The 24,361-nt window shown below is 48.1% G+C and carries 40 protein-coding genes; 36 read left to right on the forward strand and 4 right to left on the reverse strand.

The window, feature by feature from the left end:
- Positions 1-130: 130 nt before the first annotated feature.
- The 5 genes from NSB25_RS04985 (at position 131) to NSB25_RS05005 (ending at position 5,311) form a co-directional block, all read left to right on the forward strand.
- Entirely contained in the window at positions 131-478 is a 348-nt protein-coding gene (locus tag NSB25_RS04985; protein ID WP_306817556.1) for a MarR family winged helix-turn-helix transcriptional regulator, read from the forward strand.
- A 102-nt stretch (positions 479-580) separates the two neighbouring features.
- Entirely contained in the window at positions 581-2,140 is a 1,560-nt protein-coding gene (cls, locus tag NSB25_RS04990; protein ID WP_103238333.1) for a cardiolipin synthase, read from the forward strand.
- Positions 2,141-2,329: 189 nt separating this feature from the next.
- Entirely contained in the window at positions 2,330-2,890 is a 561-nt protein-coding gene (locus NSB25_RS04995; RefSeq protein ID WP_103238481.1) for an RNA polymerase sigma factor, read from the forward strand.
- Positions 2,887-4,080: a hypothetical protein gene (locus tag NSB25_RS05000; protein ID WP_103238334.1), complete on the forward strand. Its 1,194-nt coding sequence runs from the start codon at positions 2,887-2,889 to the stop codon at positions 4,078-4,080. The genes NSB25_RS04995 and NSB25_RS05000 overlap by 4 nt, the downstream gene beginning before the upstream one ends.
- Before the next feature lie 94 nt (positions 4,081-4,174).
- Positions 4,175-5,311: an acyltransferase gene (locus tag NSB25_RS05005; RefSeq protein WP_103238335.1), complete on the forward strand. Its 1,137-nt coding sequence runs from the start codon at positions 4,175-4,177 to the stop codon at positions 5,309-5,311.
- Between the two features lie 43 nt (positions 5,312-5,354).
- On the opposite strand, the gene NSB25_RS05010 is transcribed toward NSB25_RS05005, so the two are convergent.
- The 4 genes from NSB25_RS05010 to NSB25_RS05025 all read right to left on the reverse strand — a co-directional run bounded on the left by NSB25_RS05010 (position 5,355) and on the right by NSB25_RS05025 (position 7,324).
- Positions 5,355-6,287, reverse strand: a complete 933-nt coding sequence (locus tag NSB25_RS05010; protein WP_103238482.1) for a class I SAM-dependent methyltransferase — start codon at positions 6,285-6,287, stop codon at positions 5,355-5,357.
- A gap of 66 nt (positions 6,288-6,353) precedes the next feature.
- A complete protein-coding gene (locus NSB25_RS05015) occupies positions 6,354-6,548 on the reverse strand; it encodes a type II toxin-antitoxin system HicA family toxin (RefSeq protein ID WP_103238336.1) in 195 nt (64 codons plus the stop codon).
- Positions 6,541-6,765, reverse strand: a complete 225-nt coding sequence (locus NSB25_RS05020) for a DUF1902 domain-containing protein (protein WP_103238337.1) — start codon at positions 6,763-6,765, stop codon at positions 6,541-6,543. The genes NSB25_RS05015 and NSB25_RS05020 overlap by 8 nt, the downstream gene beginning before the upstream one ends.
- A gap of 184 nt (positions 6,766-6,949) precedes the next feature.
- On the reverse strand, positions 6,950-7,324 hold the full coding sequence (locus tag NSB25_RS05025; RefSeq protein ID WP_103238338.1) for a helix-turn-helix domain-containing protein: 375 nt from the start codon (positions 7,322-7,324) through the stop codon (positions 6,950-6,952).
- Between the two features lie 576 nt (positions 7,325-7,900).
- Between NSB25_RS05025 and rpsJ the strand changes: the two genes are divergently transcribed.
- The 31 genes from rpsJ (at position 7,901) to NSB25_RS05180 (ending at position 24,246) form a co-directional block, all read left to right on the forward strand.
- Positions 7,901-8,218 carry a 30S ribosomal protein S10 gene (gene rpsJ, locus NSB25_RS05030; protein ID WP_103238339.1) on the forward strand — a complete coding sequence of 106 codons (318 nt, stop codon included), beginning with the start codon at positions 7,901-7,903 and terminating at the stop codon, positions 8,216-8,218.
- 141 nt (positions 8,219-8,359) lie between these two features.
- Complete coding sequence (rplC, locus tag NSB25_RS05035; protein ID WP_103238340.1) at positions 8,360-9,043, forward strand: 50S ribosomal protein L3; 684 nt, start codon at positions 8,360-8,362, stop codon at positions 9,041-9,043.
- A 26-nt stretch (positions 9,044-9,069) separates the two neighbouring features.
- Positions 9,070-9,690 carry a 50S ribosomal protein L4 gene (rplD, locus tag NSB25_RS05040; RefSeq protein WP_103238341.1) on the forward strand — a complete coding sequence of 207 codons (621 nt, stop codon included), beginning with the start codon at positions 9,070-9,072 and terminating at the stop codon, positions 9,688-9,690.
- Positions 9,690-9,989 carry a 50S ribosomal protein L23 gene (rplW, locus tag NSB25_RS05045; RefSeq protein WP_103238342.1) on the forward strand — a complete coding sequence of 100 codons (300 nt, stop codon included), beginning with the start codon at positions 9,690-9,692 and terminating at the stop codon, positions 9,987-9,989. Before rplD ends, rplW begins: the two co-directional genes overlap by 1 nt.
- 126 nt (positions 9,990-10,115) lie before the next feature.
- Complete coding sequence (gene rplB, locus NSB25_RS05050) at positions 10,116-10,958, forward strand: 50S ribosomal protein L2 (RefSeq protein WP_103238343.1); 843 nt, start codon at positions 10,116-10,118, stop codon at positions 10,956-10,958.
- A 19-nt stretch (positions 10,959-10,977) separates the two neighbouring features.
- The gene (rpsS, locus tag NSB25_RS05055) at positions 10,978-11,259 is read left to right on the forward strand and encodes a 30S ribosomal protein S19 (RefSeq protein ID WP_103238344.1); all 282 of its coding nucleotides are present in this window, start codon (positions 10,978-10,980) and stop codon (positions 11,257-11,259) included.
- 21 nt (positions 11,260-11,280) lie between these two features.
- Positions 11,281-11,670: a 50S ribosomal protein L22 gene (gene rplV / locus NSB25_RS05060; protein WP_103238345.1), complete on the forward strand. Its 390-nt coding sequence runs from the start codon at positions 11,281-11,283 to the stop codon at positions 11,668-11,670.
- 20 nt (positions 11,671-11,690) lie between these two features.
- The gene (gene rpsC / locus NSB25_RS05065; protein WP_103238346.1) at positions 11,691-12,350 is read left to right on the forward strand and encodes a 30S ribosomal protein S3; all 660 of its coding nucleotides are present in this window, start codon (positions 11,691-11,693) and stop codon (positions 12,348-12,350) included.
- On the forward strand, positions 12,350-12,778 hold the full coding sequence (gene rplP / locus NSB25_RS05070; protein WP_103238347.1) for a 50S ribosomal protein L16: 429 nt from the start codon (positions 12,350-12,352) through the stop codon (positions 12,776-12,778). Before rpsC ends, rplP begins: the two co-directional genes overlap by 1 nt.
- Entirely contained in the window at positions 12,778-12,981 is a 204-nt protein-coding gene (gene rpmC, locus NSB25_RS05075) for a 50S ribosomal protein L29 (protein ID WP_103238348.1), read from the forward strand. Before rplP ends, rpmC begins: the two co-directional genes overlap by 1 nt.
- A 48-nt stretch (positions 12,982-13,029) precedes the next feature.
- The gene (gene rpsQ / locus NSB25_RS05080) at positions 13,030-13,284 is read left to right on the forward strand and encodes a 30S ribosomal protein S17 (protein WP_103238349.1); all 255 of its coding nucleotides are present in this window, start codon (positions 13,030-13,032) and stop codon (positions 13,282-13,284) included.
- A gap of 10 nt (positions 13,285-13,294) precedes the next feature.
- On the forward strand, positions 13,295-13,663 hold the full coding sequence (rplN, locus tag NSB25_RS05085; RefSeq protein ID WP_103238350.1) for a 50S ribosomal protein L14: 369 nt from the start codon (positions 13,295-13,297) through the stop codon (positions 13,661-13,663).
- Between the two features lie 11 nt (positions 13,664-13,674).
- The gene (rplX, locus tag NSB25_RS05090) at positions 13,675-13,986 is read left to right on the forward strand and encodes a 50S ribosomal protein L24 (protein ID WP_103238351.1); all 312 of its coding nucleotides are present in this window, start codon (positions 13,675-13,677) and stop codon (positions 13,984-13,986) included.
- Between the two features lie 23 nt (positions 13,987-14,009).
- On the forward strand, positions 14,010-14,552 hold the full coding sequence (gene rplE / locus NSB25_RS05095) for a 50S ribosomal protein L5 (RefSeq protein WP_103238352.1): 543 nt from the start codon (positions 14,010-14,012) through the stop codon (positions 14,550-14,552).
- 15 nt (positions 14,553-14,567) lie between these two features.
- Positions 14,568-14,753, forward strand: a complete 186-nt coding sequence (locus tag NSB25_RS05100; RefSeq protein ID WP_103238353.1) for a type Z 30S ribosomal protein S14 — start codon at positions 14,568-14,570, stop codon at positions 14,751-14,753.
- A gap of 16 nt (positions 14,754-14,769) precedes the next feature.
- A complete protein-coding gene (rpsH, locus tag NSB25_RS05105) occupies positions 14,770-15,171 on the forward strand; it encodes a 30S ribosomal protein S8 (RefSeq protein ID WP_103238354.1) in 402 nt (133 codons plus the stop codon).
- Between the two features lie 189 nt (positions 15,172-15,360).
- Positions 15,361-15,903, forward strand: a complete 543-nt coding sequence (rplF, locus tag NSB25_RS05110) for a 50S ribosomal protein L6 (RefSeq protein ID WP_103238355.1) — start codon at positions 15,361-15,363, stop codon at positions 15,901-15,903.
- A gap of 20 nt (positions 15,904-15,923) precedes the next feature.
- On the forward strand, positions 15,924-16,292 hold the full coding sequence (gene rplR, locus NSB25_RS05115) for a 50S ribosomal protein L18 (protein WP_103238483.1): 369 nt from the start codon (positions 15,924-15,926) through the stop codon (positions 16,290-16,292).
- Positions 16,293-16,314: 22 nt separating this feature from the next.
- Entirely contained in the window at positions 16,315-16,824 is a 510-nt protein-coding gene (gene rpsE, locus NSB25_RS05120; RefSeq protein WP_103238356.1) for a 30S ribosomal protein S5, read from the forward strand.
- An 83-nt stretch (positions 16,825-16,907) separates the two neighbouring features.
- Positions 16,908-17,093 (forward strand): 50S ribosomal protein L30, encoded by a 186-nt coding sequence (rpmD, locus tag NSB25_RS05125; RefSeq protein WP_103238357.1) that lies wholly within the window; start codon positions 16,908-16,910, stop codon positions 17,091-17,093.
- Between the two features lie 20 nt (positions 17,094-17,113).
- Positions 17,114-17,554, forward strand: coding sequence for a 50S ribosomal protein L15 (gene rplO, locus NSB25_RS05130; protein ID WP_103238358.1), 441 nt, complete (start codon positions 17,114-17,116; stop codon positions 17,552-17,554).
- Positions 17,554-18,888 (forward strand): preprotein translocase subunit SecY, encoded by a 1,335-nt coding sequence (secY, locus tag NSB25_RS05135; RefSeq protein ID WP_103238359.1) that lies wholly within the window; start codon positions 17,554-17,556, stop codon positions 18,886-18,888. Before rplO ends, secY begins: the two co-directional genes overlap by 1 nt.
- A 178-nt stretch (positions 18,889-19,066) precedes the next feature.
- Positions 19,067-19,708: an adenylate kinase gene (locus NSB25_RS05140; protein ID WP_103238360.1), complete on the forward strand. Its 642-nt coding sequence runs from the start codon at positions 19,067-19,069 to the stop codon at positions 19,706-19,708.
- Between the two features lie 14 nt (positions 19,709-19,722).
- The gene (gene map / locus NSB25_RS05145) at positions 19,723-20,475 is read left to right on the forward strand and encodes a type I methionyl aminopeptidase (RefSeq protein WP_103238361.1); all 753 of its coding nucleotides are present in this window, start codon (positions 19,723-19,725) and stop codon (positions 20,473-20,475) included.
- A gap of 16 nt (positions 20,476-20,491) precedes the next feature.
- Positions 20,492-20,788, forward strand: a complete 297-nt coding sequence (locus NSB25_RS05150; protein ID WP_103238362.1) for a KOW domain-containing RNA-binding protein — start codon at positions 20,492-20,494, stop codon at positions 20,786-20,788.
- A 14-nt stretch (positions 20,789-20,802) separates the two neighbouring features.
- Positions 20,803-21,021 carry a translation initiation factor IF-1 gene (gene infA, locus NSB25_RS05155; protein ID WP_103238363.1) on the forward strand — a complete coding sequence of 73 codons (219 nt, stop codon included), beginning with the start codon at positions 20,803-20,805 and terminating at the stop codon, positions 21,019-21,021.
- Between the two features lie 87 nt (positions 21,022-21,108).
- Entirely contained in the window at positions 21,109-21,222 is a 114-nt protein-coding gene (gene rpmJ, locus NSB25_RS05160) for a 50S ribosomal protein L36 (protein ID WP_103238484.1), read from the forward strand.
- Between the two features lie 351 nt (positions 21,223-21,573).
- Positions 21,574-21,945, forward strand: coding sequence for a 30S ribosomal protein S13 (gene rpsM, locus NSB25_RS05165; protein ID WP_103238364.1), 372 nt, complete (start codon positions 21,574-21,576; stop codon positions 21,943-21,945).
- Positions 21,946-22,070: 125 nt separating this feature from the next.
- Positions 22,071-22,466 carry a 30S ribosomal protein S11 gene (gene rpsK, locus NSB25_RS05170; protein ID WP_103238365.1) on the forward strand — a complete coding sequence of 132 codons (396 nt, stop codon included), beginning with the start codon at positions 22,071-22,073 and terminating at the stop codon, positions 22,464-22,466.
- Between the two features lie 92 nt (positions 22,467-22,558).
- Positions 22,559-23,152, forward strand: coding sequence for a 30S ribosomal protein S4 (gene rpsD / locus NSB25_RS05175; protein WP_103238366.1), 594 nt, complete (start codon positions 22,559-22,561; stop codon positions 23,150-23,152).
- Positions 23,153-23,289: 137 nt separating this feature from the next.
- The gene (locus tag NSB25_RS05180) at positions 23,290-24,246 is read left to right on the forward strand and encodes a DNA-directed RNA polymerase subunit alpha (RefSeq protein ID WP_103238485.1); all 957 of its coding nucleotides are present in this window, start codon (positions 23,290-23,292) and stop codon (positions 24,244-24,246) included.
- Positions 24,247-24,361: the final 115 nt, after the last annotated feature.

Here is a 24,361-nt window from a genome sequence, read left to right on the forward strand (position 1 = left end):
ATTTATAGTATGGGAATTGGAGCAGGGCAGGCTGGACGGCTCTGCAGCCATATTCCTGTTATACGATCCGGCCTGAAATACAGTGAACAGTGCATTGCGGGGACGGACCGGGGAGGATATCGGTGACAAAATGGCACAGAACACAAAACGTTCCATCAACGAATTGCTGGTGAGCCTGTTTAACCATGTGATGGATATGGAGGCAAAGGCTGTGATCACTGTGGATTACAGCGACATCACCAACAACGATATGCATATCATAGAGGCAATCGGCGTGGAAGAACCCAGAAATATGTCCGAGATAGCGCACAGACTTTCCGTTACGGTCAGTACGCTGACCACCAATATGAACGGACTGGAGAGAAAGGGCTATATCAGAAGAGAGCGCAGCCAGAGGGACAAGCGTGTTGTGTATGTAATTCTCACGGAAAAAGGGAAAAAGGCTTTCTACCATCACAGAGATTTTCATAAAAAATGATAAAAGCCATTGCGAAGGATTTAAGTGAGGAAGAAATGGAAATACTGTGCCGGTGTCTTAAGAATCTCAATAAATTTTTTGAGCCGAAAGCAGGTGAAGCAAATGAGCATAGGCGAGAAGGTCAATACAAGACTCGGAGCGATTAAGACGGTAATATATGGCAGGACCGCCATGATTTTACTGGGGTTTCTGGCCCAGCTTATAATGCTGGCGCTGGGATATATTCTGCTGCGTAACTACAGCTATCTGTTTTATTTCCTTTTTCTGAGTATCAGCGCCGTTGCTGTGGTGTATATATTCAACGCGCCTGACAATCCCGACACGAAACTTTCCTGGATGCTTCCCATTGCCATTTTTCCTGTATTTGGTGCTATTTTCTATGTGACGATTGTAATTCAGCCGGGGACGAAGGTCCTGTATAACCGTCTGATGTACCAGGCGGAGCATACGAAGAAATATGTGCTGCCCAGGGCGGATACCAGAGACAGGCTCCGGACGGAAAGCCCTCATATGGGACAGCTGGCCCATTATCTTGAAAACTGTGACAACAGTCCCGTATACGACAATACCCAGGTGAAATATTACGCTTTGGGCGACAGTCAGTTTGTGGATATGGTGGAAGAACTGAAGAAAGCGGAAAAGTACATTTTTATGGAGTTTTTCATTGTGGCCGGCGGCAGGATGCTTGGGGCGATTCTGGATATTCTGTTGGAGAAAGCCAGGCAGGGGGTGGAAGTGCGCTTTATGTATGACGGCACCAATGTGCTGTGGAATCTGCCCAATGATTTCCCGCAGATGCTGGAAGACGAAGGCATCCGGTGCAAAATGTTCGCACCGATCAAACCGATTTTCTCACCTCATTACAATAATCGCGATCACCGGAAAATCCTGGTGGTGGACGGCAGAGTGGCTTTCACCGGCGGAATTAATCTGGCGGATGAATATATCAACGAGAAAGAACGTTTCGGCCACTGGAAGGACGTGGGCATTATGGTGCGGGGGGACGCGGTGGAGCGATTCACCTATATGTTCCTGGAAATGTGGAATGAGTCGGAGCGGGAACCGGATACCCGTGAAAAATATAAGCTTCCTTCAGACGCTTCCGTGTCCAGTGACGGGTATGCCATCCCTTACAGTGTCTGCCCGCTGGGGCCTGAGCGTGTGGGGGAGAGAGTCTATCTGGAGATTATCAATACCGCGCACACTTATGTACACATTATGACTCCCTATCTGATATTGGATTATCAGATGCTGATGGCGTTGATTTATGCTGCGAAAAGGGGAGTGGAGATTGTAATCATCATGCCGCATATACCGGATAAAAAGTATGCCTTTGTGCTGGCGAAGACTTATTATAATCAACTGCTGGAATCTGGTGTGAAGATTTATGAGTATGAACCTGGCTTTGTACATGCCAAAGTATTTGTGTCTGATGACGTCAAGGCAGTGGTGGGGACGGTTAACCTGGATTACCGCAGTCTGTATCATCATTTTGAGTGCGGCCTGATTCTGTATCGGAACTCCGAGATAGCCGTAATCGAAAAAGATGTACAGGATACGCTGAAAAAATGTATGGAAATGAACACGGAAGATTATAAGAAAATGAAGCTGATAGACAGGGCACTGGGAAGACTGATGCGGATTGTGGCTCCGCTGATGTGATGACGCTGCAGAGAGGAAGTTGTGTTGTACAGGTAAAGAAGAAACGGGGGCAGGTGACTACCTGCTCTTTTTCTTATCCGTCGTATTGTATGGATTTGAGTGAAAGATAAATCCGGCGGGGAACATTCGGCGGAGAATGTCGTTTATAAGGGTAAGGCAGTCACAGTACAGGAATCGGGAGGAGCAGAATTGAGAGATACGGAAATACTGGATTTGTATTGGGCAAGAGAGGAAAGGGCGATTTCCGAGACGCAGAATTCCTACGGAAATTATTGTTACAGTATAGCCTGGCATATTTTATATTCGAAGGAGGATTCCGACGAATGTGTAAACGATACCTGGCTGCGGGCATGGAATGCCATTCCGCCGAAGAGGCCGGGCCGTTTTGCTGTGTTTCTGGGAACAATCACAAGGAATCTGGCTTTGGACAGATGGAAGGAAAGACATACCATGAAGAGAGGAAACGGTGAAATGACAGTGGCTCTGGATGAGCTGGCAGAGTGTATTCCTGATGTGAGGAGTACGGAAGAGGCAGTGGAGGCAGCAGAGCTGGAACGGATGATGAATGAATTTCTGCGTACTTTGCCGGAGCGGGAGTGTAATGTATTTCTGAGGCGTTACTGGTATGTGGAAGAGTACAGTGAAATTGCAGAGCGATATGGCATGAAGCTGAACACAGTGAAGACTTCCCTTTTCCGCACACGGGCGAAACTTCGGAGCTATCTGGAAAGTGAGGGCGTGATCTTATGAGTCGGATTTACAACGGAGGAAAAAACATAGACGGTGCCATGCGGCTTATGGAAGTGCTGTCCGGGGTGGATGAGGAGCTTCTGGAGCGATGCAGGCGGGATGTGAGAACTGAGAAAGGAAGCGGCAGGAGGAAGCATGACAGAACTGTCAGCTATGATGTCAGTGGGGTTGTCAGCCACTCTGTCGGAGCAAATGACAGGAATGAAATCGCAGCTTTCGGAAGGAAGAGACGGAAATTCCCGGGAAGGTATGGGGGAACGTGGGCCGCGGTACTCTGCCTGGCTGTGGTGGGAGCTGTCAGCTGGGGAGGATATAAGTTGACTGGTGTAGTCAATGACAGTGCAGCCGGAGGACAGGGATACAATTCCGGAGCAGCGTCGGAAGCCATAGAGCTTGCACCGGAAGAGGGCGCAGGGCAGCAGACGGGAGACATGGTACAGGATATGTGTGCCAGTATGGTGGAAGACGGAGAAGGAATAGAGGTTACGGGAGGACAGGAGAGCGATGGGGCCGGTGCCCCGAACCCGGATAAGGAAGAAGCAGGACATTATGGTGTCAGCGGAGATTCCGGTGACGGAGACAAAGCGGCAGGCGAAGAAGCCGTCCCGGAGAAGGAAAGGGTACAGAATGAGGCCTGTCAGGAGAATCTGTCCGCAGAGAACACAACCGATTCGACGGCATGTAAAATCCCGGAACACACAAAGCTGACAGAGGAAGCGGCAAGAAGTATGGAGGGTCTGGGGGAGTTTATTCCCGGAAAGCTTCCGCAGGGATATGCTTTTGAAAGTGCCTGCTGCTATTCCGGGAGCCCGGAGATAAGTCTGGGAATTACCTGGACGAGGGGAATGGATTCCATTATGCTGTATCTTTCAGCACCGGAAACGGTACCTGCCTCTGTGGATATCAACAAACCGGAGACTTATGATGAAAGGCTTTATGAAATTCCCCATGCGGAGACAGTACCGCAGGAATACAGGGAGAGTATGAACGATCCCGTGTTTGCCTGGGAGGATATGAGTCTGGAGGTGGTCAGAAGCCGTGTCGTTGCGCGGGAAGATGCGGGAGATACAGATACTCCCCGGGGGAATTTCAGCGTGCTTTATTCCAATGGTGTGGTGCTGCGTTTCAGTGGACGGGGCACGGCGGAGGAAATCTGGGAGCTGTTGTGTTCCTGTGTGGATTCGGACTGACCTGAAAGGTAAAGTCTTAAGATTTTTTCACTTGCGTCTCTTTCGGAAGGTAGAGTACAATGATTAGCATGGACAGGAGCCCTGTATCTTTCTGATGAAGGTACAGGGCACAACCTGGATTGCGGCGCCGTGGCTGGCAGTCGGCGTGAATGGAGACAAAAGGATGAGAGAAGCTTTTCTGGATAAACTGAGAGTGGCAGCTACCTGTGCCGTGGTGCTGCTGCATACGGTTACCGGCGTGATGGACTCCGCTGACATGAGTCTGTACCCTACAGAGTACAAAATATTTCAGATGATATTGGATTTGGTCTGCTGGAGTGTTCCCATGTTCGTTATCATATCCGGCTATCTGTTTCTGAACCCGGCGCGTCGAATCGGCGTGGGTAAAATGCTGAAAAAATACTGCAGACGGATTGTGCTGGCATTGTTTCTGTTCGGGGTACCCTATGCCTGTATGGAGCAGATCGCGCTGGAAGGTGGCTTCCGATGGGGAATGATCGGGAAGGCATTTGTGATGGTGCTGAAAGGGCAGGGCTGGTCCCACATGTGGTATCTGTATCTGATTTTGATTCTGTATCTGCTGACTCCGGCACTCCGGTATCTGCTGGCACGGATTCCGAGAGCGGTCATTTGGGGAGCAGAGCTTGTGATCTTCACCGGATGCAGTGTCCTGCCCTGGGTATCCTGGGTCTGGGGGCTGGAATTGCAGCCGGTTTTACCGGATCAGGTAATTTATCTCTTCTATTATATATGCGGCTATTTATTTGTGACGGGGAGACAGGAAGGGCTTTTCGGGAAAGGCGGAAGGACTTTGCGGAAAAAAGGCATTGTCATGCCCGGCATTCTGCTGACGGGCATTCTCCTGTCGGCGGCGGGCATGGTCTGCAGCAGACTCTCGGGAACCTATACCGTACAGATGGCTTACGCCTATCCTTTTACGGCGCTGCTTGCTCTGCTGCTGTTCGGCTGGGGAATGACATGGCCGGCACAGAAAGAAGCGCAGAGGACAAAAGCCGCCGGCTTCTGGAAGCAGGCGGCAGCGCTGAGCTTCACAGTGTATCTGGTGCATCCTGTCTTTATCAATGTTGCCTATAAGGCGCTGCATGTGACGCCATTATCCTTTGCAGTGGGGATTTCGCTGCCGCTGTTTTTCCTGGGAACTTTGGTTTTGTCTGCCGCCTCCGCATGGATATTGCGCAGGACAGCGATTTTGCGCGATTATGTGCTGTAAATGTACAACGGCTCAGCTGTTCCGTGGGCTCCCCGGACGGCATCTATTTCCGCTGCCAGCGTCCGGCGGCTCCGCAGGGCAGAATCAGACCGCTCAGCTCCACAGGCAGACCGATTTCCTCCGCTTCCGCATGGCCGCCGAAAGGTTTTACAATGGCGGTATGCATCATATAGGAAAGTACTGCCGGCTGCAGGCCTGTGGTATAGGAATTGATCAGGAAAAACAGGGCGTCTTCGGACAGAAGCTGTGTGGAGAGACGGATAAAGTCCCAGATATTTTCTTCCATTTTCCAGATTTCACCTTTGGGTCCGCGGCCGTAAGAGGGCGGGTCCATAATGATTCCGTCGTATTTGTTGCCCCGCCGGATTTCCCGTTCCACGAATTTGACACAGTCGTCCACCAGCCAGCGGATGGGGGCTTCCCCCAGCCCGGAGGCTGCCGCGTTCTCTTTCGCCCAGCCAACCATGCCCTTTGACGCATCCACATGGGTTACGGCGGCGCCTGCCGCCGCGGCGGCGAGAGTGGCGCCGCCTGTATAGGCGAAGAGATTCAGGATCTTAACCGGCCTTCCGGTACGGACTTCCCTGCGGATAAGCCCGGAGAACCACTCCCAGTTCACAGCCTGTTCCGGGAAGAGGCCGGTGTGCTTGAAGCTGAAAGGCTTCAGACGGAAGGTCAGGGAAGCGCTCTCCGCCGTCTGTTCGGACGGAAGGTCAGTAAGGGGTTCCGCATTTTCCTTAAAGCGATAGGAGATACTCCACTCATCCGGCAGATGGAAGAATTCCCATTCTCCGCCGCCTTTTGCGCTTCTGTGATAATGGCCGTTTTTCCGTTTCCAGCCGCTGTGGTCATAAGGGGTGCGCCAGATGACCTGAGGGTCCGGCCGCACCAGAATATAGCTGCCCCACCTTTCCAGTTTTTCTCCGCCGGAGGCGTCCAGAACCGCGTAGTCTTTCCAGTTGTCTGCAATCCACATCATAGTTTATGTCTCCTGAAATCTGAAGTTGTAGTTTTCCGTTCGAAAAAACAGAATAAGAAACATTCAAAGCTTGAAATTTATTCCGCTTTGCTTCAAGACGGCATTTGCAGTGTGCCGTGACTTGATTTTTTTATCGACAGTGACATGCCGCCCTGAAAGCGGACTGTACCAGATATCATGGTCGCCTTTCCCATGTCTGACGAAGGTACATCCATTCTGTGAGAGGATATTGCGTACCCGTTTTTCATATTCAGCCATTTACTACCATCCTTTCGTGACGCTCTGACCTGAAGGTCAGGGAAAGGGGCTGGGCAGAGGGTGAATTCAGTTCCAGGAGTTCAGGCACTGCAAACCTTGTACGTTCCAGAAGTGCATCAAATGATCCTGATTCCAGGACAAGACCGGGGATATCGTTGCTGGTGGCAATCCATACACCGGATTCATCGTCCCACGTGAAATTAATAATATATTCCATAGTAAAATACCTCCAAACAAAGTTTTAAATGCTTTAAGTTTAACCATAACGAACAAGATTCATGCTTCATCCAGGTATGGGAGGATGAACACATCCACATTAAACACCATAGAGGGCGGACAGACATCGCCGACGCTGCGGCAGCCGGAAGCTGGTTCGGCATCGTGCCGGAGATGGGGACAGTCTACTGCGGGCTGTCCTTTTTATGTGACAGAGTTTCGCGGATATGTTTCTTCAGGGCTTCCCGGCATCCGGCATCCAGCGTCAGGTAGAATTCAATCAGCTGCCTGTCAAAGTCGTCCATGTTGTGCTGCCTGCACAATTCATCCAGAAACGTCTGCGGCAAGTCTGAAAACATTTCACCATCCCCGTACATGAGCCAGTCATAATTCACATTGAATTCCCGGCAGATTGCTTTCCGCATTTGTTCCGTGACATTGCGGTTCCCTTTTTCGATATTAGACATTGCGGCTTTTGTCACTCCGACTTTTGAGCCGAATTCTTCAAGCGTAAGCTTTAAGGCAATTCTGACTTCTCTTATTTTTTTGCCTTCACTCAAGGATATAACCTCCTTTCACATATGAGGGTAGCACAGAAAAAGAAAAAGGTCAATCAAAAAGTTTTCAATGAATACAAAAATGATTGGTAAAGTACATAAAGAATATCCTGATGTATTCAGGGAAAATCCTGTAGTAAAAAACAGGAGATAAAAGGATGAAGCTGGTAATTGGCGCGGAGAGAATAACGACGGAGCAGTCCGGACAGAACACTGAAGGATTGCAAAAAAATACAAAAAAAATACAAAATATGAAAAAAAGATATTGCAAAGTCAGGAATTTCCATGTATACTAATAAACGCTGTGGCATGATAGCTGTGAAGCGAGAGGTTGCCGGCTGCCAGCGATGACAGACGGGTTTTCCGTGGAGCGAATGTCAAGTTACAAAACTGACGACAAGTCACTGTACCAATTCAGGGTCTGCAAACAGGCAGAGACAGTGTGAGGCCGGAATTCGAGAAGGTTGCGTAAGAAATCAGGACACACACGGGAGAGTGTACAGTCACCGCTTGTCGTACTAAAAATGAAAATGTGAATTTTCATTTCGTTAAAAGTGCGAAAAGGAGGCGACTTTTTTTATGGCAAGTCAAGTAATGAGAATTACCCTGAAGGCATATGAGCATCAGTTGGTGGATGCTTCTGCGAAGAAGATTATCGAGACTGTGAAGAAGACCGGATCGGAGGTAAGCGGCCCCGTGCCCCTTCCTACCAAGAAAGAGGTTGTGACAATTCTGAGAGCCGTACACAAGTACAAGGACTCCAGAGAGCAGTTCGAGCAGAGAACTCACAAGAGACTGATTGATATCATTGCCCCGACACAGAAGACAGTGGATGCGCTGCAGAGACTGGAAATGCCTGCAGGCGTATACATTGACATTAAAATGAGAACCAAATAAGAAAATAAAACCTCTACTTAGACGTATGAACACATTCCCCGGAAGGGGAGGGCGCGGAGAATGCGCCTTCGCGGTTATGACGCAACGATAACTGTGTGGTCCGCTATGTAGATGAAGCCTCAGGGCAGAAAGAGAGGAAAAATGAAGAAGGCAATATTGGCGACAAAAGTCGGAATGACCCAGATTTTCGGCGAAGACGGCACTTTGATTCCGGTAACGGTTCTTCAGGCAGGACCCTGTGTGGTAACGCAGGTCAAGACTGAGGAGAACGACGGATACAGCGCAGTGCAGGTGGGATTTGTTGAGAAGAAGGAAAGAATTATCAATAAGGACGCAGGCGGCAGGAAAGAAGTGATCCACAGACACGGCGTGAACAAAGCCGAGCAGGGACATTTCAAGAAGGCCGGCGTAAGCGCCAGAAGATATGTGAGAGAGTTCAGATTTGAGAATGCCGGGGAGTATACCCTGGGTGCGGAAATCAAGGCCGATGTCTTCGCGCAGGGCGACAAAATTGACGCTTCCGCGATCTCCAAAGGTAAAGGTTTCCAGGGCGCAATCAAGAGACTGGGACAGCACAGAGGACCTATGAAGCACGGTTCCAAATTCCATCGTCATCAGGGTTCCAACGGCGCCTGCTCTTCCCCCAGCCGTGTGTTCAAGGGAAAAGGCATGCCCGGCCATATGGGATGCGTAAAAGTAACCGTACAGAATCTCGAGATTGTGAGAGTGGATGCCGAGAAGAACCTGCTTCTGGTAAAGGGTTCAGTGCCCGGACCCAGGAAGGGACTGGTAACCGTCAGAGAATCTGTTAAGGTAGAAAGCTAATTCGTGCGAAAGGAGGGCCAATTCAGATGGCAAGCGTATCTGTTTATAATATGGAAGGCAAGGAAGTCGGTACGATTGATTTGAATGATGCAGTATTCGGTGTTGAAGTAAACGAGCATCTGGTACACATGGCAGTTGTACAGCATCTTGCAAATATGCGTCAGGGAACGCAGAAGGCAAAAACCCGCGCTGAGGTATCCGGCGGCGGAAGAAAGCCCTGGAGACAGAAAGGAACCGGTCATGCAAGGCAGGGTTCAACCAGAGCTCCTCAGTGGAAGGGCGGCGGCGTAGTGTTCGCGCCCGTGCCCAGAGACTATTCCTTTAAGATCAACAGGAAGGAAAAGAGAGCGGCGCTGAAGTCAGTGCTGACCAGCAAAGTGCAGGGCGGTAATCTGATCGTGCTTGACGAGCTGAAGCTCGATGGAATTAAGACCAAAAACTTCGTGGCAGTGATGAACAACCTGAAGGTTCAGAAGGGGTTGGTGGTGATTGCCGAGAATGATACCAATGTGGTAATGTCCGCAAGGAATCTGCCGGATGTGAATACCGCGGCGGCAAATGCAATTAACGTGTATGATATTCTGAATGCGAAGACGGTGGTGCTGACAAAAGACGCCGTGACAAAGATCGAGGAGGTGTACGCATAATGGCAGACATCAAATACTATGACGTAATCCTCAAACCGGTGATTACCGAGAAGAGTATGAACGGTATGGCCAGGAAGGAATACACCTTCCTGGTACATCCGGAAGCAAATAAGAGTCAGATCAAGGAAGCTGTGGAGAAGATGTTCGAGGGCACGAAGGTAGAGCGTGTCAACACAATGAACTGCCAGGGCAAGAACAAGAGGCGGGGCATGGTGACCGGCAAGACAGCGAAGACCAAGAAGGCAATTGTGAAGCTGACTGCAGAGAGCAAGGATATCGAAATCTTCGCAGGTCTGTAATGGCCTTCCGGGTCAGAGGACAGAGCCGGCGGGAATACGTTCACCCGGTTCTGAACCATGACAGATTTAAGTATGCGGCCGGGTAAAGGGCCGCGCAAAGAATCATAGAAAAGGAGATATAAGAAAATGGGAATCAAGAAATATAATCCCTATACACCTTCCAGAAGGCATATGACGGGTTCTGATTTTTCCGAAATCACAAAGGATACCCCCGAGAAGAGTCTGTGCACTTCTCTGAAGAAGAATGCGGGACGCAACAATCAGGGTAAGATTACCGTGAGACATCACGGCGGCGGTTCCAGAAGGAAATACAGAATCATCGACTTCAAGAGAAAGAAAGACGGTATCATGGCCACTGTGGTCGGCATTGAGTATGATCCCAACAGATCCGCGAACATCGCGCTGATCTGCTATGAGGATGGCGAGAAGGCATATATCATCGCTCCTCAGGGACTGACAGACGGGATGAAGGTTATGAACGGGCCTCACGCTGAAGTGAGAGTGGGAAATTGCCTGCCTTTATCCGAGATCCCTGTAGGTACTCAGGTACACAATGTGGAACTGTATCCCGGCAAGGGCGGCCAGATGGTTCGCTCCGCAGGCAACAGTGCACAGCTGATGGCCAAGGAAGGAAAAAACGCAACGCTTCGTCTTCCCTCCGGCGAAATGAGAATGGTTCCCCTTGTATGTCGTGCAACTATCGGTGTTGTCGGAAACGGTGATCACAATCTGATTAATATCGGTAAGGCCGGTCGTAAGCGCCATATGGGCATCCGTCCCACGGTACGCGGTTCCGTGATGAACCCCAATGACCATCCTCACGGCGGCGGCGAGGGTAAGACCGGTATCGGACGTCCCGGTCCCAGCACCCCCTGGGGTAAGCCTGCTCTTGGTTATAAGACGCGTAAGGCTAAGAAGTCTTCCAACAAGATGATTGTGAGAAGACGCGACGGCAGGGCAATCAAGTAATAGTTGAGGAGGAGAGACAATGGCTAGATCACTTAAAAAAGGACCTTTCGCAGATGAAAGCCTGTTAAAGAAAATAGATGCTTTAAATGCTTCAGGACAGAAGCAGGTTATCAAGACCTGGTCCCGTCGTTCTACAATTTTCCCTTCTTTTGTGGGACACACGATTGCAGTTCATGACGGAAGAAAGCATGTGCCTGTATATGTTACCGAGGACATGGTTGGCCATAAGCTTGGCGAATTCGTCGCTACCAGAACCTATCGCGGTCACGGTAAGGACGAGAAGAAGTCCAAGGTAAGGTAATCGATAAGGAGGGTAAAATCTATGGCTAAAGGGCATAGAAGTCAGATTAAAAGAGAAAGAAATGCGCAGAAGGACACCAGACCTTCGGCAAAGTTATCTTATGCAAGAGTGTCTGTACAGAAGGCTTGTTTTGTACTGGATGCCATCAGAGGCAAAGATGTGGAGACAGCACTTGCTATTTTGGAATATAACCCCAGATATGCTTCCGGCCTGGTCAAGAAGCTGATTGAGTCGGCCGCTGCAAACGCCGAGAACAATAACGGTATGAACAGGGATAACCTCTATGTAGCCGAGTGCTATGCGAACAAGGGACCTACGATGAAGCGTATTCACCCCAGAGCACAGGGCAGGGCTTACAGAATCGAGAAGAGAACAAGTCATATCACTGTTGTACTGGATGAGAGGGAGTAGGGAAAGGAGCGGACGAATAAATGGGACAGAAAGTTAATCCTCATGGCTTAAGAGTCGGAGTTATTAAAGAATGGGATTCCAGATGGTACGCTGAAGGTGAGTTTTCAGATTATCTTGTCGAAGACTTTCAGATCAGAAAGTACCTGAAAAAGAAACTGTACAGCGCGGGTGTTTCCAAGATTGAGATTGAGAGAGCATCCGACAGAATAAGAGTCATCATTCATACTGCGAAACCCGGTGTGATCATCGGAAAGGGCGGCGCTGAAATCGAAGTTACCAGGACCGAACTGAGCAAGATGACCGATAAGAAGGTCCTGATTGACATCAAGGAAATCAAGAGACCGGACAAGGATGCTCAGCTGGTGGCGGAGAACATTGCGCAGCAGCTTGAAAACCGTATTTCTTTCAGACGTGCGATGAAGTCCTGCATGGGCAGATCCATGAAGGCCGGTTCGCTGGGAATCAAGGCATCCTGTTCCGGACGTCTGGGCGGCGCCGATATGGCACGTACAGAGTTCTACAGCGAGGGTACGATTCCTCTTCAGACACTGAGAGCAGATATTGACTATGGCTTTGCAGAGGCCGATACCACATATGGTAAGGTCGGTGTCAAAGTCTGGATTTATAAGGGCGAGATACTTCCTGCAAAAGGAAATCAGACGGAAGGGAGTGATAAATAATGTTAATGCCTAAAAGAGTGAAACATCGTAAACAGTTCCGCGGCAGTATGGCCGGGAAGGCTACAAGGGGCAACACCATCACTTACGGCGAGTACGGTCTGGTAGCTGCAGAGCCCTGCTGGGTGAAATCCAATCAGATTGAGGCTGCACGTATCGCTCTTACCCGTTATACAAAGCGTAACGGTCAGGTGTGGATTAAGATTTTCCCTGACAAGCCCGTTACAGCGAAGCCTGCGGAGACTCGTATGGGTTCCGGTAAGGGTTCCGTGGAATATTGGGTGGCAGTTGTAAAGCCCGGCCGTGTGATGTTTGAGATTGCCGGAGTGCCGGAGGAACAGGCAAAAGAGGCATTGCGTCTGGCAATGCATAAGCTTCCCTGCAAATGTAAAATCGTTGCAAAGGCAGATTTGGAAGGCGGTGTTGAATAATGAAATCCAGTAAATTTGTAGAAGAATTAAAGAGCAAATCCGCGGAAGAGCTGAACAGCGAGCTTGTTGCTGCCAAGAAAGAGCTTTTCAACTTGAGATTCCAGAACGCAACCAATCAGTTGGATAATACTGCAAGAATCAAGGAAGTAAGGAAGAACATTGCACGTATTCAGACAATTATTACCGAGAAGGCCAGGGCATAAATTGGCTGCGGCGTTCTTAATGCAAGCGGCAGTGAAAGGAGAGCAATCGTGGAAAGAAATTTGAGAAAAGTCCGTGTTGGTAAGGTTACCAGCAATAAAATGGATAAGACAATCGTTGTAGCCATTGAAAATCGTGTAAAACATCCCCTTTACAAAAAGGTTGTAAAGAGTACCTATAAGCTGAAGGCCCACGACGAGAAGAATGAGTGCAATATCGGAGATACTGTGAAGGTTATGGAAACGAGACCTTTGTCCAAGGATAAGAGATGGCGTCTCGTGGAAATCGTAGAGAGGGCAAAATAGGAGGAAGATCATGGTTCAGCAGGAAACAAGACTGAAGGTTGCCGATAATACCGGTGCAAAAGAATTGCTCTGCATCCGCGTTATGGGCGGCTCTACAAGAAGATATGCGCATATTGGCGATGTGATTGTTGCTACTGTGAAAGATGCAACACCAGGCGGCGTTGTAAAAAAGGGTGATGTCGTGAAGGCAGTTGTAGTCCGCACCGTAAAGGAGACCCGCCGGAAAGACGGTTCCTACATCAGGTTTGATGAGAATGCCGCTGTAATCATCAAGGAAGACAAGACACCCAGAGGAACCCGTATTTTTGGGCCCGTGGCGAGAGAGCTTCGTGAGAAACAGTTCATGAAGATCGTATCTCTTGCTCCGGAAGTATTATAAGGAGGTGCCGTATGTCAGCAATGAAGATTAAGAGGGGCGATACAGTGAAGGTAATCGCCGGCAAAGACTGTAATGCAGAAGGAAAGGTGATTTCCGTTGATATCAAAAAGCACAGAGTGACCGTAGAGGGCGTGAACATGATTACAAAGCATGCGAAACCTTCTCAGGCCAATCCCAACGGCGGTATCATTCAGAAGGAAGCTCCTATTGATATTTCCAATGTCATGCTTGTCTTCAAGGGAAAACCGACCAGAGTCGGCTTTAAGATGGAGGGAGACAGGAAAGTTCGTTTCGCCAAGGCTACCGGCGAAGTGATTGACTGAGTAACAGGAAGGAGGAGCAGAAAGTGGCAAGATTAAAAGATGTGTACCGCGAGACAATCGTGGACGCAATGATGAAGAAATTTGGATATAAGAATATAATGGAAGTTCCGAAGCTTGACAAAATCGTTGTCAACATGGGCATCGGTGAAGCGAAGGAAAATCCAAAGGTTCTTGAGAATGCCGTATCTGATATGGAGACAATTACCGGCCAGAAGGCTGTTCTCACCAAAGCCAAGAAGTCCGTGGCTAACTTTAAAATACGTGAGGGTATGAATATCGGCTGCAAGACTACTCTCCGCGGCGAGAAGATGTATGAGTTTCTCGACCGCCTGGTGAATCTGGCATTACCCCGTGTTCGTGACTTCAGAGGTGTCAATCCCAACGCGTTCGACGGCAGAGGAAATTATGCTCTGGGTATCAAGGAGCAGTTCATCTTCCCTGAGATCGAGTATGACAAGATTGACAAGACCAGAGGAATGGATGTAATCATCGTAACCACGGCCAGAACCGATGAAGAAGCGCGCGAGCTGTTGACACTGTTCAATATGCCTTTCGCAAAACAATAAGGAGGTAAATTTTACATGGCTAAGACATCACTGAAAATAAAGCAGCAGCGCAAACCCAGATTTTCCACTCAGGCTTATACGCGCTGCAAGATTTGCGGCCGTCCCCACGCTTATCTGAGAAAATATGGCATTTGCAGAGTTTGCTTCCGCGAACTGGCCTATAAGGGACAGATACCCGGTGTCAAGAAGGCAAGCTGGTAGGAAGGAGGAAAAAACAATGACAATGAGTGATCCTATTGCAGATATGCTTACAAGAATTCGTAACGCAAATTCTGCCAAGCATGATACAGTGGATATCCCTGCTTCCAAAATGAAGCTGGCAATTGCACAGATCCTTCTGGATGAGGGCTATATCAGCAAATATGATTTGATTGACGATGGTAATTTCAAAGCCATTCATATCACACTGAAGTACGGCGGCGACAAGAGTGAGAAGATTATTTCCGGTATCAAGAGAATTTCCAAGCCCGGCCTTCGGGTATATGCCGGTAAGGATGAACTGCCCAGAGTGCTCGGCGGTCTGGGAGTTGCCATCATCTCCACCAACCAGGGAGTTGTCACGGATAAGAAGGCCCGCGAACTGCAGGTTGGCGGCGAAGTTCTGGCGTTTGTCTGGTAACAGTGTGAGAAGATTTTCTAAGCGGTCAAAGGACGCCCGCTAAGAAAATCTATGTCTCACACGGAAGAATGCCAAGGACGGGCATTCTTCTGGAGTTGCAGCGGCTGTTGGATTTGCGGTAGCTGTGCGAGATAATGGAGAAGTAGATTCCATGGAAGATAGTTTTTATAAAATATAGGAGGTACGGGCATGTCACGTATAGGTAGAATGCCAATCGCGGTTCCCGCAGGTGTCACTGTGGAGATTGCAGAAAATAATAAAGTGACCGTCAAAGGTCCCAAGGGGACTCTGGAGAGAGTCTTACCCGCCGAGATGGAAATCAAGATGGAGGGTACGCAGATAGTGGTTAACAGACCCAATGATCTGAAGAAGATGAGATCGCTGCATGGTCTGACCAGAACCCTTATCAATAACATGGTAACAGGCGTTACCGCAGGCTATGAGAAGAAGCTGGAGGTAAACGGTGTGGGTTACAGAGCGGCCAAGGCCGGCAAGAAGCTGACCCTGAGCCTGGGCTATTCTCATCCCGTGGAAATGGAAGATCCCGCAGGCATTGAGACCGTTGTGGAAGGTCAGAACGTAATCATTGTCAAGGGGATTGACAAAGAAAAAGTTGGCCAATTCGCTGCTGAAATCAGAGACAAGAGGAGACCTGAACCTTATAAGGGCAAGGGTATCAAGTATGCCGATGAGACGATCAGACGTAAAGTTGGTAAGACCGGTAAGAAATAGCAGATAAGGAGAGTATGAAGATGGTTAACAAGAAATCAAGAAAAGAAGTTCGTGTTAAAAAACACATGAGAATTCGTAACCGCTTCAGTGGTACTGCAGAGAGACCCCGTCTTGCGGTATTCAGAAGCAATAATCATATGTATGCTCAAATTATCGATGATACTGTTGGGAATACATTAGTATCCGCTTCCACCCTGGAAAAGCCGATCAGGGAAGAGCTTACGAAAACCAATGACGTTGATGCGGCAGCATACCTGGGCACTGTAATCGGCAAGAGAGCAGTAGAAAAAGGTATCACCAAAGTTGTCTTTGACAGAGGCGGCTATATATATCAGGGTAAAGTTGCAGCATTAGCTGACGCAGCCAGAGAAGCTGGCCTGGAATTCTAGGAAAGGAAGAGGAATACACACCATGAAACACACAATCATAGATGCAAGCCAGTTTGAATTGACTGATAAGGTTGTAACCATCAAGCGTGTAACCAAAACCGTAAAGGGCGGACGTAACATGCGTTTTACCGCTCTGGTGGTTGTAGGCGATGGAAATGGTCATGTAGGCGCCGGGCTTGGCAAGGCAGTAGAGATTCCTGAAGCCATTCGTAAGGGAAAAGAAGATGCAATGAAGCATATAGTGGAAATTGCATTAGATGAAAATAATTCCATTACACATGATTTTATCGGTAAATACGGTTCTGCAAACGTTCTGCTGAAGAAGGCTCCGGATGGTACAGGTATCATCGCAGGCGGTCCTGCCCGTGTGGTATGTGAACTTGCGGGTATCAAGAACATTCGTACCAAGTCTCTTGGATCGAACAACAAGCAGAATGTGGTCCTGGCAACCATTACCGGTTTGAGTCAGCTGAAATCCCCGGAGGAAGTAGCTAAGAGCCGCGGCAAATCCGTTGAGGAAGTTCTGGCATAAGAAGCTTCCGAAGTTTGTAACAGTTCAGACAGGTTACAGAACTGTTAACGAAGTTTTGCAGTAGCTTTGAAAGGAGAATAGTAATGGAAGATAAAAAGTTAAAGATTACTCTGGTGAAGTCTACCATCGGCGCGGTACCGAAGAACAGGGCAATTGTCGAATCTATGGGACTCCGCAAGCTGGGCAGGTCCGTAATACTTCCTGACAATGACGCCACAAGAGGACAGATTCGCCTGGTCAGCCATTTGTTAAAAGTAGAAGAAGTATAAATGAAAAGGAGGTGTTAGAAATGGAATTATCCAATTTAAGACCTGCAGAGGGTTCCAAGCACAGCAATAATTTCAGGAGAGGCCGCGGGCATGCTTCCGGGAACGGCAAGACAGCCGGTAAGGGACACAAGGGCCAGAAAGCGCGTTCCGGGGCACCCAGAATCGGTTTCGAAGGCGGACAGATGCCTTTGTACAGACGTATCCCCAAGAGAGGATTTACCAACAGGAACTCAAAGGATATCGTTGCTGTCAATATAAATGTTCTGGAGCGTTTTGAAGAAGGCGCAACTGTGGATGTAAATGCACTTATTGAAGCTGGTATTATCAAAAATCCCAGAGACGGAGTAAAGATACTCGGAAATGGAGAACTTACCAAAAAGCTCAATGTAAAAGTAGATGCATTCAGTGCATCTGCGAAGGAAAAGATTGAGGCACTTGGTGGAACAGCAGAGGTGATGTAATGTTTACAACACTGAAAAACGCATTCAAAATTAAAGATCTGAGAGATAAGATCCTTTTTACCCTGGCCATGCTGATTGTGATTCGAATCGGATCACAGCTGCCTGTGCCGGGGGTAAACGGTGAATATTTTAAGAGCTGGTTTGATGCTCAGTCAGATGGTGCATTCAGCTTCTTTGATGCGATTACAGGTGGTTCGTTTATCAATATGTCCATTTTGGCGCTGAACATCAGTCCTTATATTACTTCCTCCATTATTATGCAGCTGCTGACAATCGCCATTCCCAAACTGGAGGAGATGCAGCGTGACGGTGATGACGGAAGGAAGAAAATTGCCTCCATCACAAGATATGTGACAATAGGACTGGCACTGATTCAGTCTACTGCGATGGCAATCAGCTTCGGCAGACAGGGGTATTTGACGGATTACGCTGTGATGAGTACAGGGGAACGGGCGTTAAGCATTACCTGTGCCGTGGCGACACTGACAGCCGGCAGTGCTTTCCTGATGTGGATCGGTGAGCGGATTACGGAAAGAGGCATAGGAAACGGTATTTCCATTGTCCTGGTGATTAATATCATCTCGAGACTTCCCGAAGATCTGGGCAACCTGTTCCAGCAGTTTGTGTTTGGAAAGGCACCTGCCACGGCGGTTCTGGCGGTGGTGATTATCTTTGCCGTGATTGTTGCCATGGTATTGCTGGTTATCATCCTGAATGACGGTGTCCGCCGGATTCCTGTACAGTATGCCAATAAAGTGCAGGGCAGGAAGATGGTGGGGGGACAGACTTCCAACATTCCCCTGAAGGTGAATACCGCGGGCGTGATTCCTGTTATCTTTGCACAGTCTTTGCTGCAGCTGCCCATAATCATTTCTTCTTTTACAGGATATTCGGGCACGGGAGTGTGGGGCGAGATTTTAAAGTATATGAATTCCAGCTATTGGTGCAGACCGGAACAGCTGAAATATACGGTTGGTCTGCTGGTTTATATCGTATTAATTGTTCTGTTTGCTTATTTTTATACCTCCATCACTTTCAATCCGCTTATGATAGCCGATAATATGAAGAAACAGGGCGGATTTATTCCGGGTATCAGACCCGGAAAGCCTACCAGTGATTATCTGAATAAGGTGCTCAATTATATCGTGTTTATTGGTGCCATAGGTCTGACAATCATTGCGGTACTGCCGTACTTTTTCAGCGGTGTATTCAATGCCAATGTGTCTTTCGGCGGCACCAGTCTTATCATTATTGTCAGTGTGGTACTTGAGACCATGAAGCAGGTGGAATCACAGATGCTTGTCCGCAATTATAAGGGCTTCCTGGAGAAATAAAGATTTGGTCTGCAGCAGATGCCGCGGACCTGAAACTGTGAAGGGTACAGGAGGAGCTTTCCCGTGATTCGGGAAAGCTCCTGTGATATCCGCAGATTATTTTATATCAGTGGAAAGCCGTAGGCCGGATGTCTGAAATCTGAATCCGGAGTAACACGGCATGTGGAGATGAGAAGAAATGAAAATTATTATGCTGGGCGCGCCTGGTGCCGGCAAGGGTACACAGGCCATTATGATTGCCGAGAAGTATGGTATTCCTCATGTGTCCACGGGGGATATTTTCCGTGCCAACATTAAAAATGGTACGGAGCTGGGAAAAGAGGCGAAGCAGTATATGGATAAGGGACTGCTTGTGCCGGATGAACTGACAGTGAAAATCCTGTTGGACAGAGTGGCACAGGAGGACTGTGGAAATGGCTATGTGCTGGATGGTTTTCCCAGGACCATACCCCAGGCTCAGGTGCTGGATGAAGCGCTGGAGAAGCTGAATGAAAAAATTGATTATGCGGTGGATGTGGATGTACCGGATGAAAGTATTGTGAAGAGAATGTCCGGCAGGCGTGCCTGCATAAAATGCGGCGCCACTTATCACACCGAACATGTTCCGCCCAGGCAGGATGGCGTGTGCGACAGCTGCGGCAGCGAGCTGGTGCTTCGGGAGGATGATAAGCCGGAGACGGTTCTGAACCGTTTAAAGGTATATCATGACCAGACACAGCCATTGATTGACTATTATACTCAAAAGGGAATTCTCCGTACAGTAGACGGGACAATGAGCATGCAGGACGTATTTCAGGCAATCACAGACATATTAGCATAGGAAGATATTTTATCATGGCAATTATAATCAAGACAGAAAAACAGATTGAACTGATTCGTGAGTCCTGCAGATTACTGGCTATTGTACATAAGGAGCTGGAGGAGTATATACGGCCGGGGATATCGACCAGAGAAATCGATATAAAGGGAGATACTCTGATCCGGAAGCTGGGAGGAATCCCCAATTTCCTTCATTATAACGGATTTCCGGCAAGCATATGTGTGTCTGTAAATGATGAAGTCGTACACGGCATTCCCAATAAACGCCGTATCCTGCAGGAGGGTGATATTGTCAGTCTGGACGCAGGGATGATTTACAAGGGATATCATTCCGACCAGGCCAGAACGCATGGGGTAGGAAAGATCAGCCCTGAGGCCAGGCAGCTCATTGATGTGACAAAAAACAGCTTTTTTGAAGGTATAAAAATGGCAAAAGCCGGAAATCATCTGTATGATATTTCCAATGCCATTGCTGCTTATATCAAACCCTATGGTTATGGAATCGTACGGGAACTGGTAGGGCATGGAGTGGGAACAAAGCTTCACGAGGATCCACAGATTCCACATTTTGCGCAGATTAAGAGAGGGCCCAGGCTTCGGCCGGGAATGACGCTGGCCATCGAACCCATGATCAATATGGGAAGAGCGGATGTGGAGTGGCTGGATGACAACTGGACAGTGGTGACGGAAGACGGTTCTCTGTCGGCGCACTATGAGAACACGATTCTGATTACGGAAGGGGAACCTGAAATTTTGACTTTGTATTAGGGGGAATGAAGGGAAGATGACAGGGCAGCTGGCGACATCAAGAGCAGGACATGACAGGGATACACTCTATGTGATTATAGCGGAGGAAGGCGATTTTGTGTATCTGTGCGACGGACGCCTGAAGCCGCCTGACAGACCGAAAAAAAAGCGGAGAAAACATATACAGCCCATTGACAGCTATGTGGATGAGAAATTGCTTTACAGGCTGCAGAAAGGGGAAAAAGTATATGCGGAGGAAATCAGGTATGCCTTAAAGCAGTATGGAAATACTGCGGCCGTCCCCGGGGACGGAGGAATAGTTGCGAATAGGTAAAATGGAGGAAATATATGTCTAAAAGTGATGTAATTGAAATCGAAGGTACCGTTGTGGAGAAACTTCCTAACACAATGTTTCAGGTTGAGCTGGAAAACGGACACAGAGTGCTGGCGCATATCAGCGGTAAACTCCGTCAGAACTTTATCAGGATTCTTCCGGGTGACAGAGTGACTCTGGAGCTTTCGCCCTACGATCTCAGCAAGGGACGTATCATCTGGAGAGATAAATAAGAAGAGAAATAATTGGAAAAAAGGGTTGCCAACAGGAAATCCTTATGTTACAATATAAAATGGTCTCTTTTGAAAGGAGGGTTTAACGTGAAGGTTAGATCATCAGTAAAGCCAATGTGCGAAAAGTGCAAGATCATTAAGAGAAAAGGACGCATCAGAGTAATCTGCGAGAATCCGAAACACAAGCAGAGACAAGGATAATCACCTCCTGCAGCTGTCTTCTTAAGAGACGAAGCAGGGTCAGTGAGTTCTTGTCCGGTTTATATGTGCGGCTGAACCAGTGCGGGAGTAAGACGTTGCCTGCATTGATTATCATAGAACTGGGATAGAGCTTACAGGAGATACTTCTTGATACCAAGACGAAAAGATTTTCTAAAATCATAAAGGACATGATTTAAGAAAATCTATGTTTCGTCTGTGAGAAATGTGCAGGCACATTTCTCATGGCGTAACTGTCATTTTATGCGTTTTGGAAAGATCGGATAGGATTCGGATGAGTGTCCGGTTGGGTGTAAGCCCCAATCAATTAGTAAAAAAACGGAGGAAATGTAAATGGCTCGTATCGCAGGTGTAGACTTACCCAGAGAGAAACGAATTGAAATCGGCTTGACCTATATTTACGGAATCGGCAGGACCACCTCTAACAAAATTCTGACAGAGGCAGGCGTCAATCCGGATACCAGGGTCAGAAATATTACCGATGATGAGGTAAAAAGGATTTCGGAAGCCATCGAGAAACTTGGAGTGACTGTAGAAGGTGATCTGAGACGTGAAGTCGCCTTGAATATCAAGAGACTTCAGGAGATCGGCTGCTATCGCGGAATTCGTCATCGTAAGGGGCTGCCCGTTCGCGGTCAGAACACGAAGAATAACGCGAGAACACGCAAGGGTCCCAAGAGAACCGTAGCAAACAAGAAAAAGTAACAAAATGATATGATCATTTTGTTGTCTGAACTTTTTGAATTTGCAAGGCAAATTTAAAAGGTTCCATGCGGATTTAGAAGTTTCCATGTAACTGCAAAAAGATGAGAAAGTAGGTTAGTTTAAAAATGGCGAAACAAGTTGCAAAAAAAGTAACAAAAAGGCGCGTTAAGAAAAACGTTGAACGCGGACAGGCACATATCCAGTCTTCCTTTAACAATACGATTGTTACTCTGACGGATACGGAAGGGAATGCTCTCAGCTGGGCAAGTGCCGGTGGTCTGGGATTTAGAGGTTCAAGGAAATCTACTCCATATGCTGCACAGATGGCTGCAGAGACAGCTACAAAGGCTGCCCTTGTGCATGGCCTGAAGACTGTGGATGTGTTTGTGAAGGGACCCGGTTCAGGACGTGAAGCTGCAATCAGGGCACTTTCCGCATGCGGTCTGGAGGTTGTCAGCATTCGTGACGTAACTCCTGTTCCTCATAACGGATGCCGCCCGCCCAAACGTCGTCGTGTCTGACGAATAATAGAATTTTCAGGGTGTATTTGAAATAAGCTGGAGGAAGGTACCGGAAGGTATTGTAAACAGACAGGAAAGAAAGGATAAATAAAATGGCAGTAAATCGTGTACCCGTATTGAAGAGATGCAGAGCTTTGGGATTGGAGCCTTCTTATCTGGGATATGATAAGAAGTCCAAAAGACAGAATACCAGAGCGGGAAAAAAGGTAAGTGAGTATGGACTGCAGCTTCGTGAGAAGCAGAAGGCAAAATTCATCTATGGCGTTCTGGAGAAGCCTTTCCGGAATTACTACAACAAGGCGGACAGAATGAAGGGCATGACCGGTGAAAACCTGATGATCATGCTGGAGAGAAGACTTGACAATATAGTCTTCAGAATGGGATTTGCCAGAACCAGAAGAGAAGCAAGGCAGGTTGTAGGACATAAGCATGTGCTGGTAAATGGTAAACCGGTGAATATTCCCTCTTACCTGATAAAAGCCGGCGATGTGATTGAAATCAGTGAAAAAGCAAAATCTCTGCAGAGATACAAGGACATCGTCGAAACGACCGGCGGCAGACTTGTACCTGAATGGATGGATGCCGATATTGAGAATTTAAAGGGAAGCATCAAGAATCTCCCCACCAGGGAAATGATCGATGTTCCTGTGGACGAAATGCTTATTGTCGAGTTGTACTCCAAGTAAGCCCTGCTGGCCTCTGAGGTCATATTTCTTCCGATTTGCCGGTGGAATATGGCTTCGGAGTGCTTGTGTCTAAATACAATGAAAGGCGCTTTGCACTTTTCATTGTCAGGAATAACATGAAAAAGGAGGGTATTCGAGTGTTTGATTTTGAGAGACCTAATATTGAGGTCGCTGAAATTTCAGAAGACAAGAAGTATGGCAGATTCGTGGTTGAGCCTTTGGAGAGAGGCTATGGCATCACCCTCGGTAACTCCCTGAGAAGAATTATGCTCTCTTCTCTGCCCGGAGCGGCAGTAAGCCAGATTAAGGTGGAGGGTGTTCTGCATGAGTTCAGTGCGATTCCCGGAGTAAAGGAAGACGTGACTGAGATTATCATGAATCTCAAGAGTCTTGCCATTAAGAACAGCAGCGAGACAAATGAAGCGAAGACCGCCTACATTGAGTATGAAGGTGAAGGCATTGTACATGCTTCCGATATTCAGGCTGATCAGGATATAGAGATTTTGAATCCGGATTTGGTAATCGCCACATTGAGCGGCAAGGATACGAAACTCTATATTGAGCTTACCATTACCAGAGGCCGCGGATATGTAAGCGCCGATAAGAACAAACACGAGGATTTACCGATTGGCGTGATCGCTATCGATTCCATATATACACCTGTGGAAAGGGTCAACGTGTCGGTTGAGAATACACGTGTGGGCCAGATTACAGATTATGATAAGCTGACGCTGGATGTGTTTACCAACGGGACTCTGGTTCCCGACGAAGCGGTCAGCCTGGCGGCAAAGGTATTGAGCGAACACCTGAATCTCTTCATTGATTTGTCCGAGAATGCAAAGACTGCGGAAGTCATGGTGGAGAAGGAAGACGATGAGAGAGAGAAGGTTCTTGAGATGAGTATCGATGAACTGGAGCTTTCTGTTCGTTCCTACAACTGCCTGAAGAGAGCCGGAATCAATACGGTAGAGGAACTGTGCAACAGGACTTCCGAGGATATGATGAAGGTACGTAACCTTGGACGCAAGTCTCTGGAGGAGGTTCTGGCAAAGCTGAAGGAATTGGGATTACAGTTGAATCCCAGCGAAGAATAGAAGATTATCCGCTGACGGTAAATCCGATGAGTGCGGCGGCGGTTTATCTCTAAATGGAAAAAATCTGCATTCGGTAAGTAAGACCAAAGAGCGTAGCCGGATGTACCATGAGTGG

The organism is Acetatifactor muris (assembly GCF_024623325.1).
Classification (GTDB): domain Bacteria; phylum Bacillota; class Clostridia; order Lachnospirales; family Lachnospiraceae; genus Acetatifactor; species Acetatifactor muris.

Coding starts and splice junctions, on each gene's coding strand:
- NSB25_RS04985 (WP_306817556.1), top strand. CDS start 131: ATGGCACAGAACACAAAACGTTCCATCAACGAATTGCTGGTGAGCCTG.
- cls (WP_103238333.1), top strand. CDS start 581: ATGAGCATAGGCGAGAAGGTCAATACAAGACTCGGAGCGATTAAGACG.
- NSB25_RS05000 (WP_103238334.1), top strand. CDS start 2,887: ATGAGTCGGATTTACAACGGAGGAAAAAACATAGACGGTGCCATGCGG.
- NSB25_RS05005 (WP_103238335.1), top strand. CDS start 4,175: ATGAAGGTACAGGGCACAACCTGGATTGCGGCGCCGTGGCTGGCAGTC.
- NSB25_RS05010 (WP_103238482.1), bottom strand. CDS start 6,287: ATGTGGATTGCAGACAACTGGAAAGACTACGCGGTTCTGGACGCCTCC.
- NSB25_RS05015 (WP_103238336.1), bottom strand. CDS start 6,548: ATGGCTGAATATGAAAAACGGGTACGCAATATCCTCTCACAGAATGGA.
- NSB25_RS05020 (WP_103238337.1), bottom strand. CDS start 6,765: ATGGAATATATTATTAATTTCACGTGGGACGATGAATCCGGTGTATGG.
- rpsJ (WP_103238339.1), top strand. CDS start 7,901: ATGGCAAGTCAAGTAATGAGAATTACCCTGAAGGCATATGAGCATCAG.
- rplC (WP_103238340.1), top strand. CDS start 8,360: ATGAAGAAGGCAATATTGGCGACAAAAGTCGGAATGACCCAGATTTTC.
- rplD (WP_103238341.1), top strand. CDS start 9,070: ATGGCAAGCGTATCTGTTTATAATATGGAAGGCAAGGAAGTCGGTACG.
- rplW (WP_103238342.1), top strand. CDS start 9,690: ATGGCAGACATCAAATACTATGACGTAATCCTCAAACCGGTGATTACC.
- rplB (WP_103238343.1), top strand. CDS start 10,116: ATGGGAATCAAGAAATATAATCCCTATACACCTTCCAGAAGGCATATG.
- rpsS (WP_103238344.1), top strand. CDS start 10,978: ATGGCTAGATCACTTAAAAAAGGACCTTTCGCAGATGAAAGCCTGTTA.
- rplV (WP_103238345.1), top strand. CDS start 11,281: ATGGCTAAAGGGCATAGAAGTCAGATTAAAAGAGAAAGAAATGCGCAG.
- rpsC (WP_103238346.1), top strand. CDS start 11,691: ATGGGACAGAAAGTTAATCCTCATGGCTTAAGAGTCGGAGTTATTAAA.
- rplP (WP_103238347.1), top strand. CDS start 12,350: ATGTTAATGCCTAAAAGAGTGAAACATCGTAAACAGTTCCGCGGCAGT.
- rpmC (WP_103238348.1), top strand. CDS start 12,778: ATGAAATCCAGTAAATTTGTAGAAGAATTAAAGAGCAAATCCGCGGAA.
- rplN (WP_103238350.1), top strand. CDS start 13,295: ATGGTTCAGCAGGAAACAAGACTGAAGGTTGCCGATAATACCGGTGCA.
- rplX (WP_103238351.1), top strand. CDS start 13,675: ATGTCAGCAATGAAGATTAAGAGGGGCGATACAGTGAAGGTAATCGCC.
- NSB25_RS05100 (WP_103238353.1), top strand. CDS start 14,568: ATGGCTAAGACATCACTGAAAATAAAGCAGCAGCGCAAACCCAGATTT.
- rpsH (WP_103238354.1), top strand. CDS start 14,770: ATGACAATGAGTGATCCTATTGCAGATATGCTTACAAGAATTCGTAAC.
- rplF (WP_103238355.1), top strand. CDS start 15,361: ATGTCACGTATAGGTAGAATGCCAATCGCGGTTCCCGCAGGTGTCACT.
- rplR (WP_103238483.1), top strand. CDS start 15,924: ATGGTTAACAAGAAATCAAGAAAAGAAGTTCGTGTTAAAAAACACATG.
- rpsE (WP_103238356.1), top strand. CDS start 16,315: ATGAAACACACAATCATAGATGCAAGCCAGTTTGAATTGACTGATAAG.
- rpmD (WP_103238357.1), top strand. CDS start 16,908: ATGGAAGATAAAAAGTTAAAGATTACTCTGGTGAAGTCTACCATCGGC.
- rplO (WP_103238358.1), top strand. CDS start 17,114: ATGGAATTATCCAATTTAAGACCTGCAGAGGGTTCCAAGCACAGCAAT.
- secY (WP_103238359.1), top strand. CDS start 17,554: ATGTTTACAACACTGAAAAACGCATTCAAAATTAAAGATCTGAGAGAT.
- NSB25_RS05140 (WP_103238360.1), top strand. CDS start 19,067: ATGAAAATTATTATGCTGGGCGCGCCTGGTGCCGGCAAGGGTACACAG.
- map (WP_103238361.1), top strand. CDS start 19,723: ATGGCAATTATAATCAAGACAGAAAAACAGATTGAACTGATTCGTGAG.
- NSB25_RS05150 (WP_103238362.1), top strand. CDS start 20,492: ATGACAGGGCAGCTGGCGACATCAAGAGCAGGACATGACAGGGATACA.
- infA (WP_103238363.1), top strand. CDS start 20,803: ATGTCTAAAAGTGATGTAATTGAAATCGAAGGTACCGTTGTGGAGAAA.
- rpsM (WP_103238364.1), top strand. CDS start 21,574: ATGGCTCGTATCGCAGGTGTAGACTTACCCAGAGAGAAACGAATTGAA.
- rpsK (WP_103238365.1), top strand. CDS start 22,071: ATGGCGAAACAAGTTGCAAAAAAAGTAACAAAAAGGCGCGTTAAGAAA.
- rpsD (WP_103238366.1), top strand. CDS start 22,559: ATGGCAGTAAATCGTGTACCCGTATTGAAGAGATGCAGAGCTTTGGGA.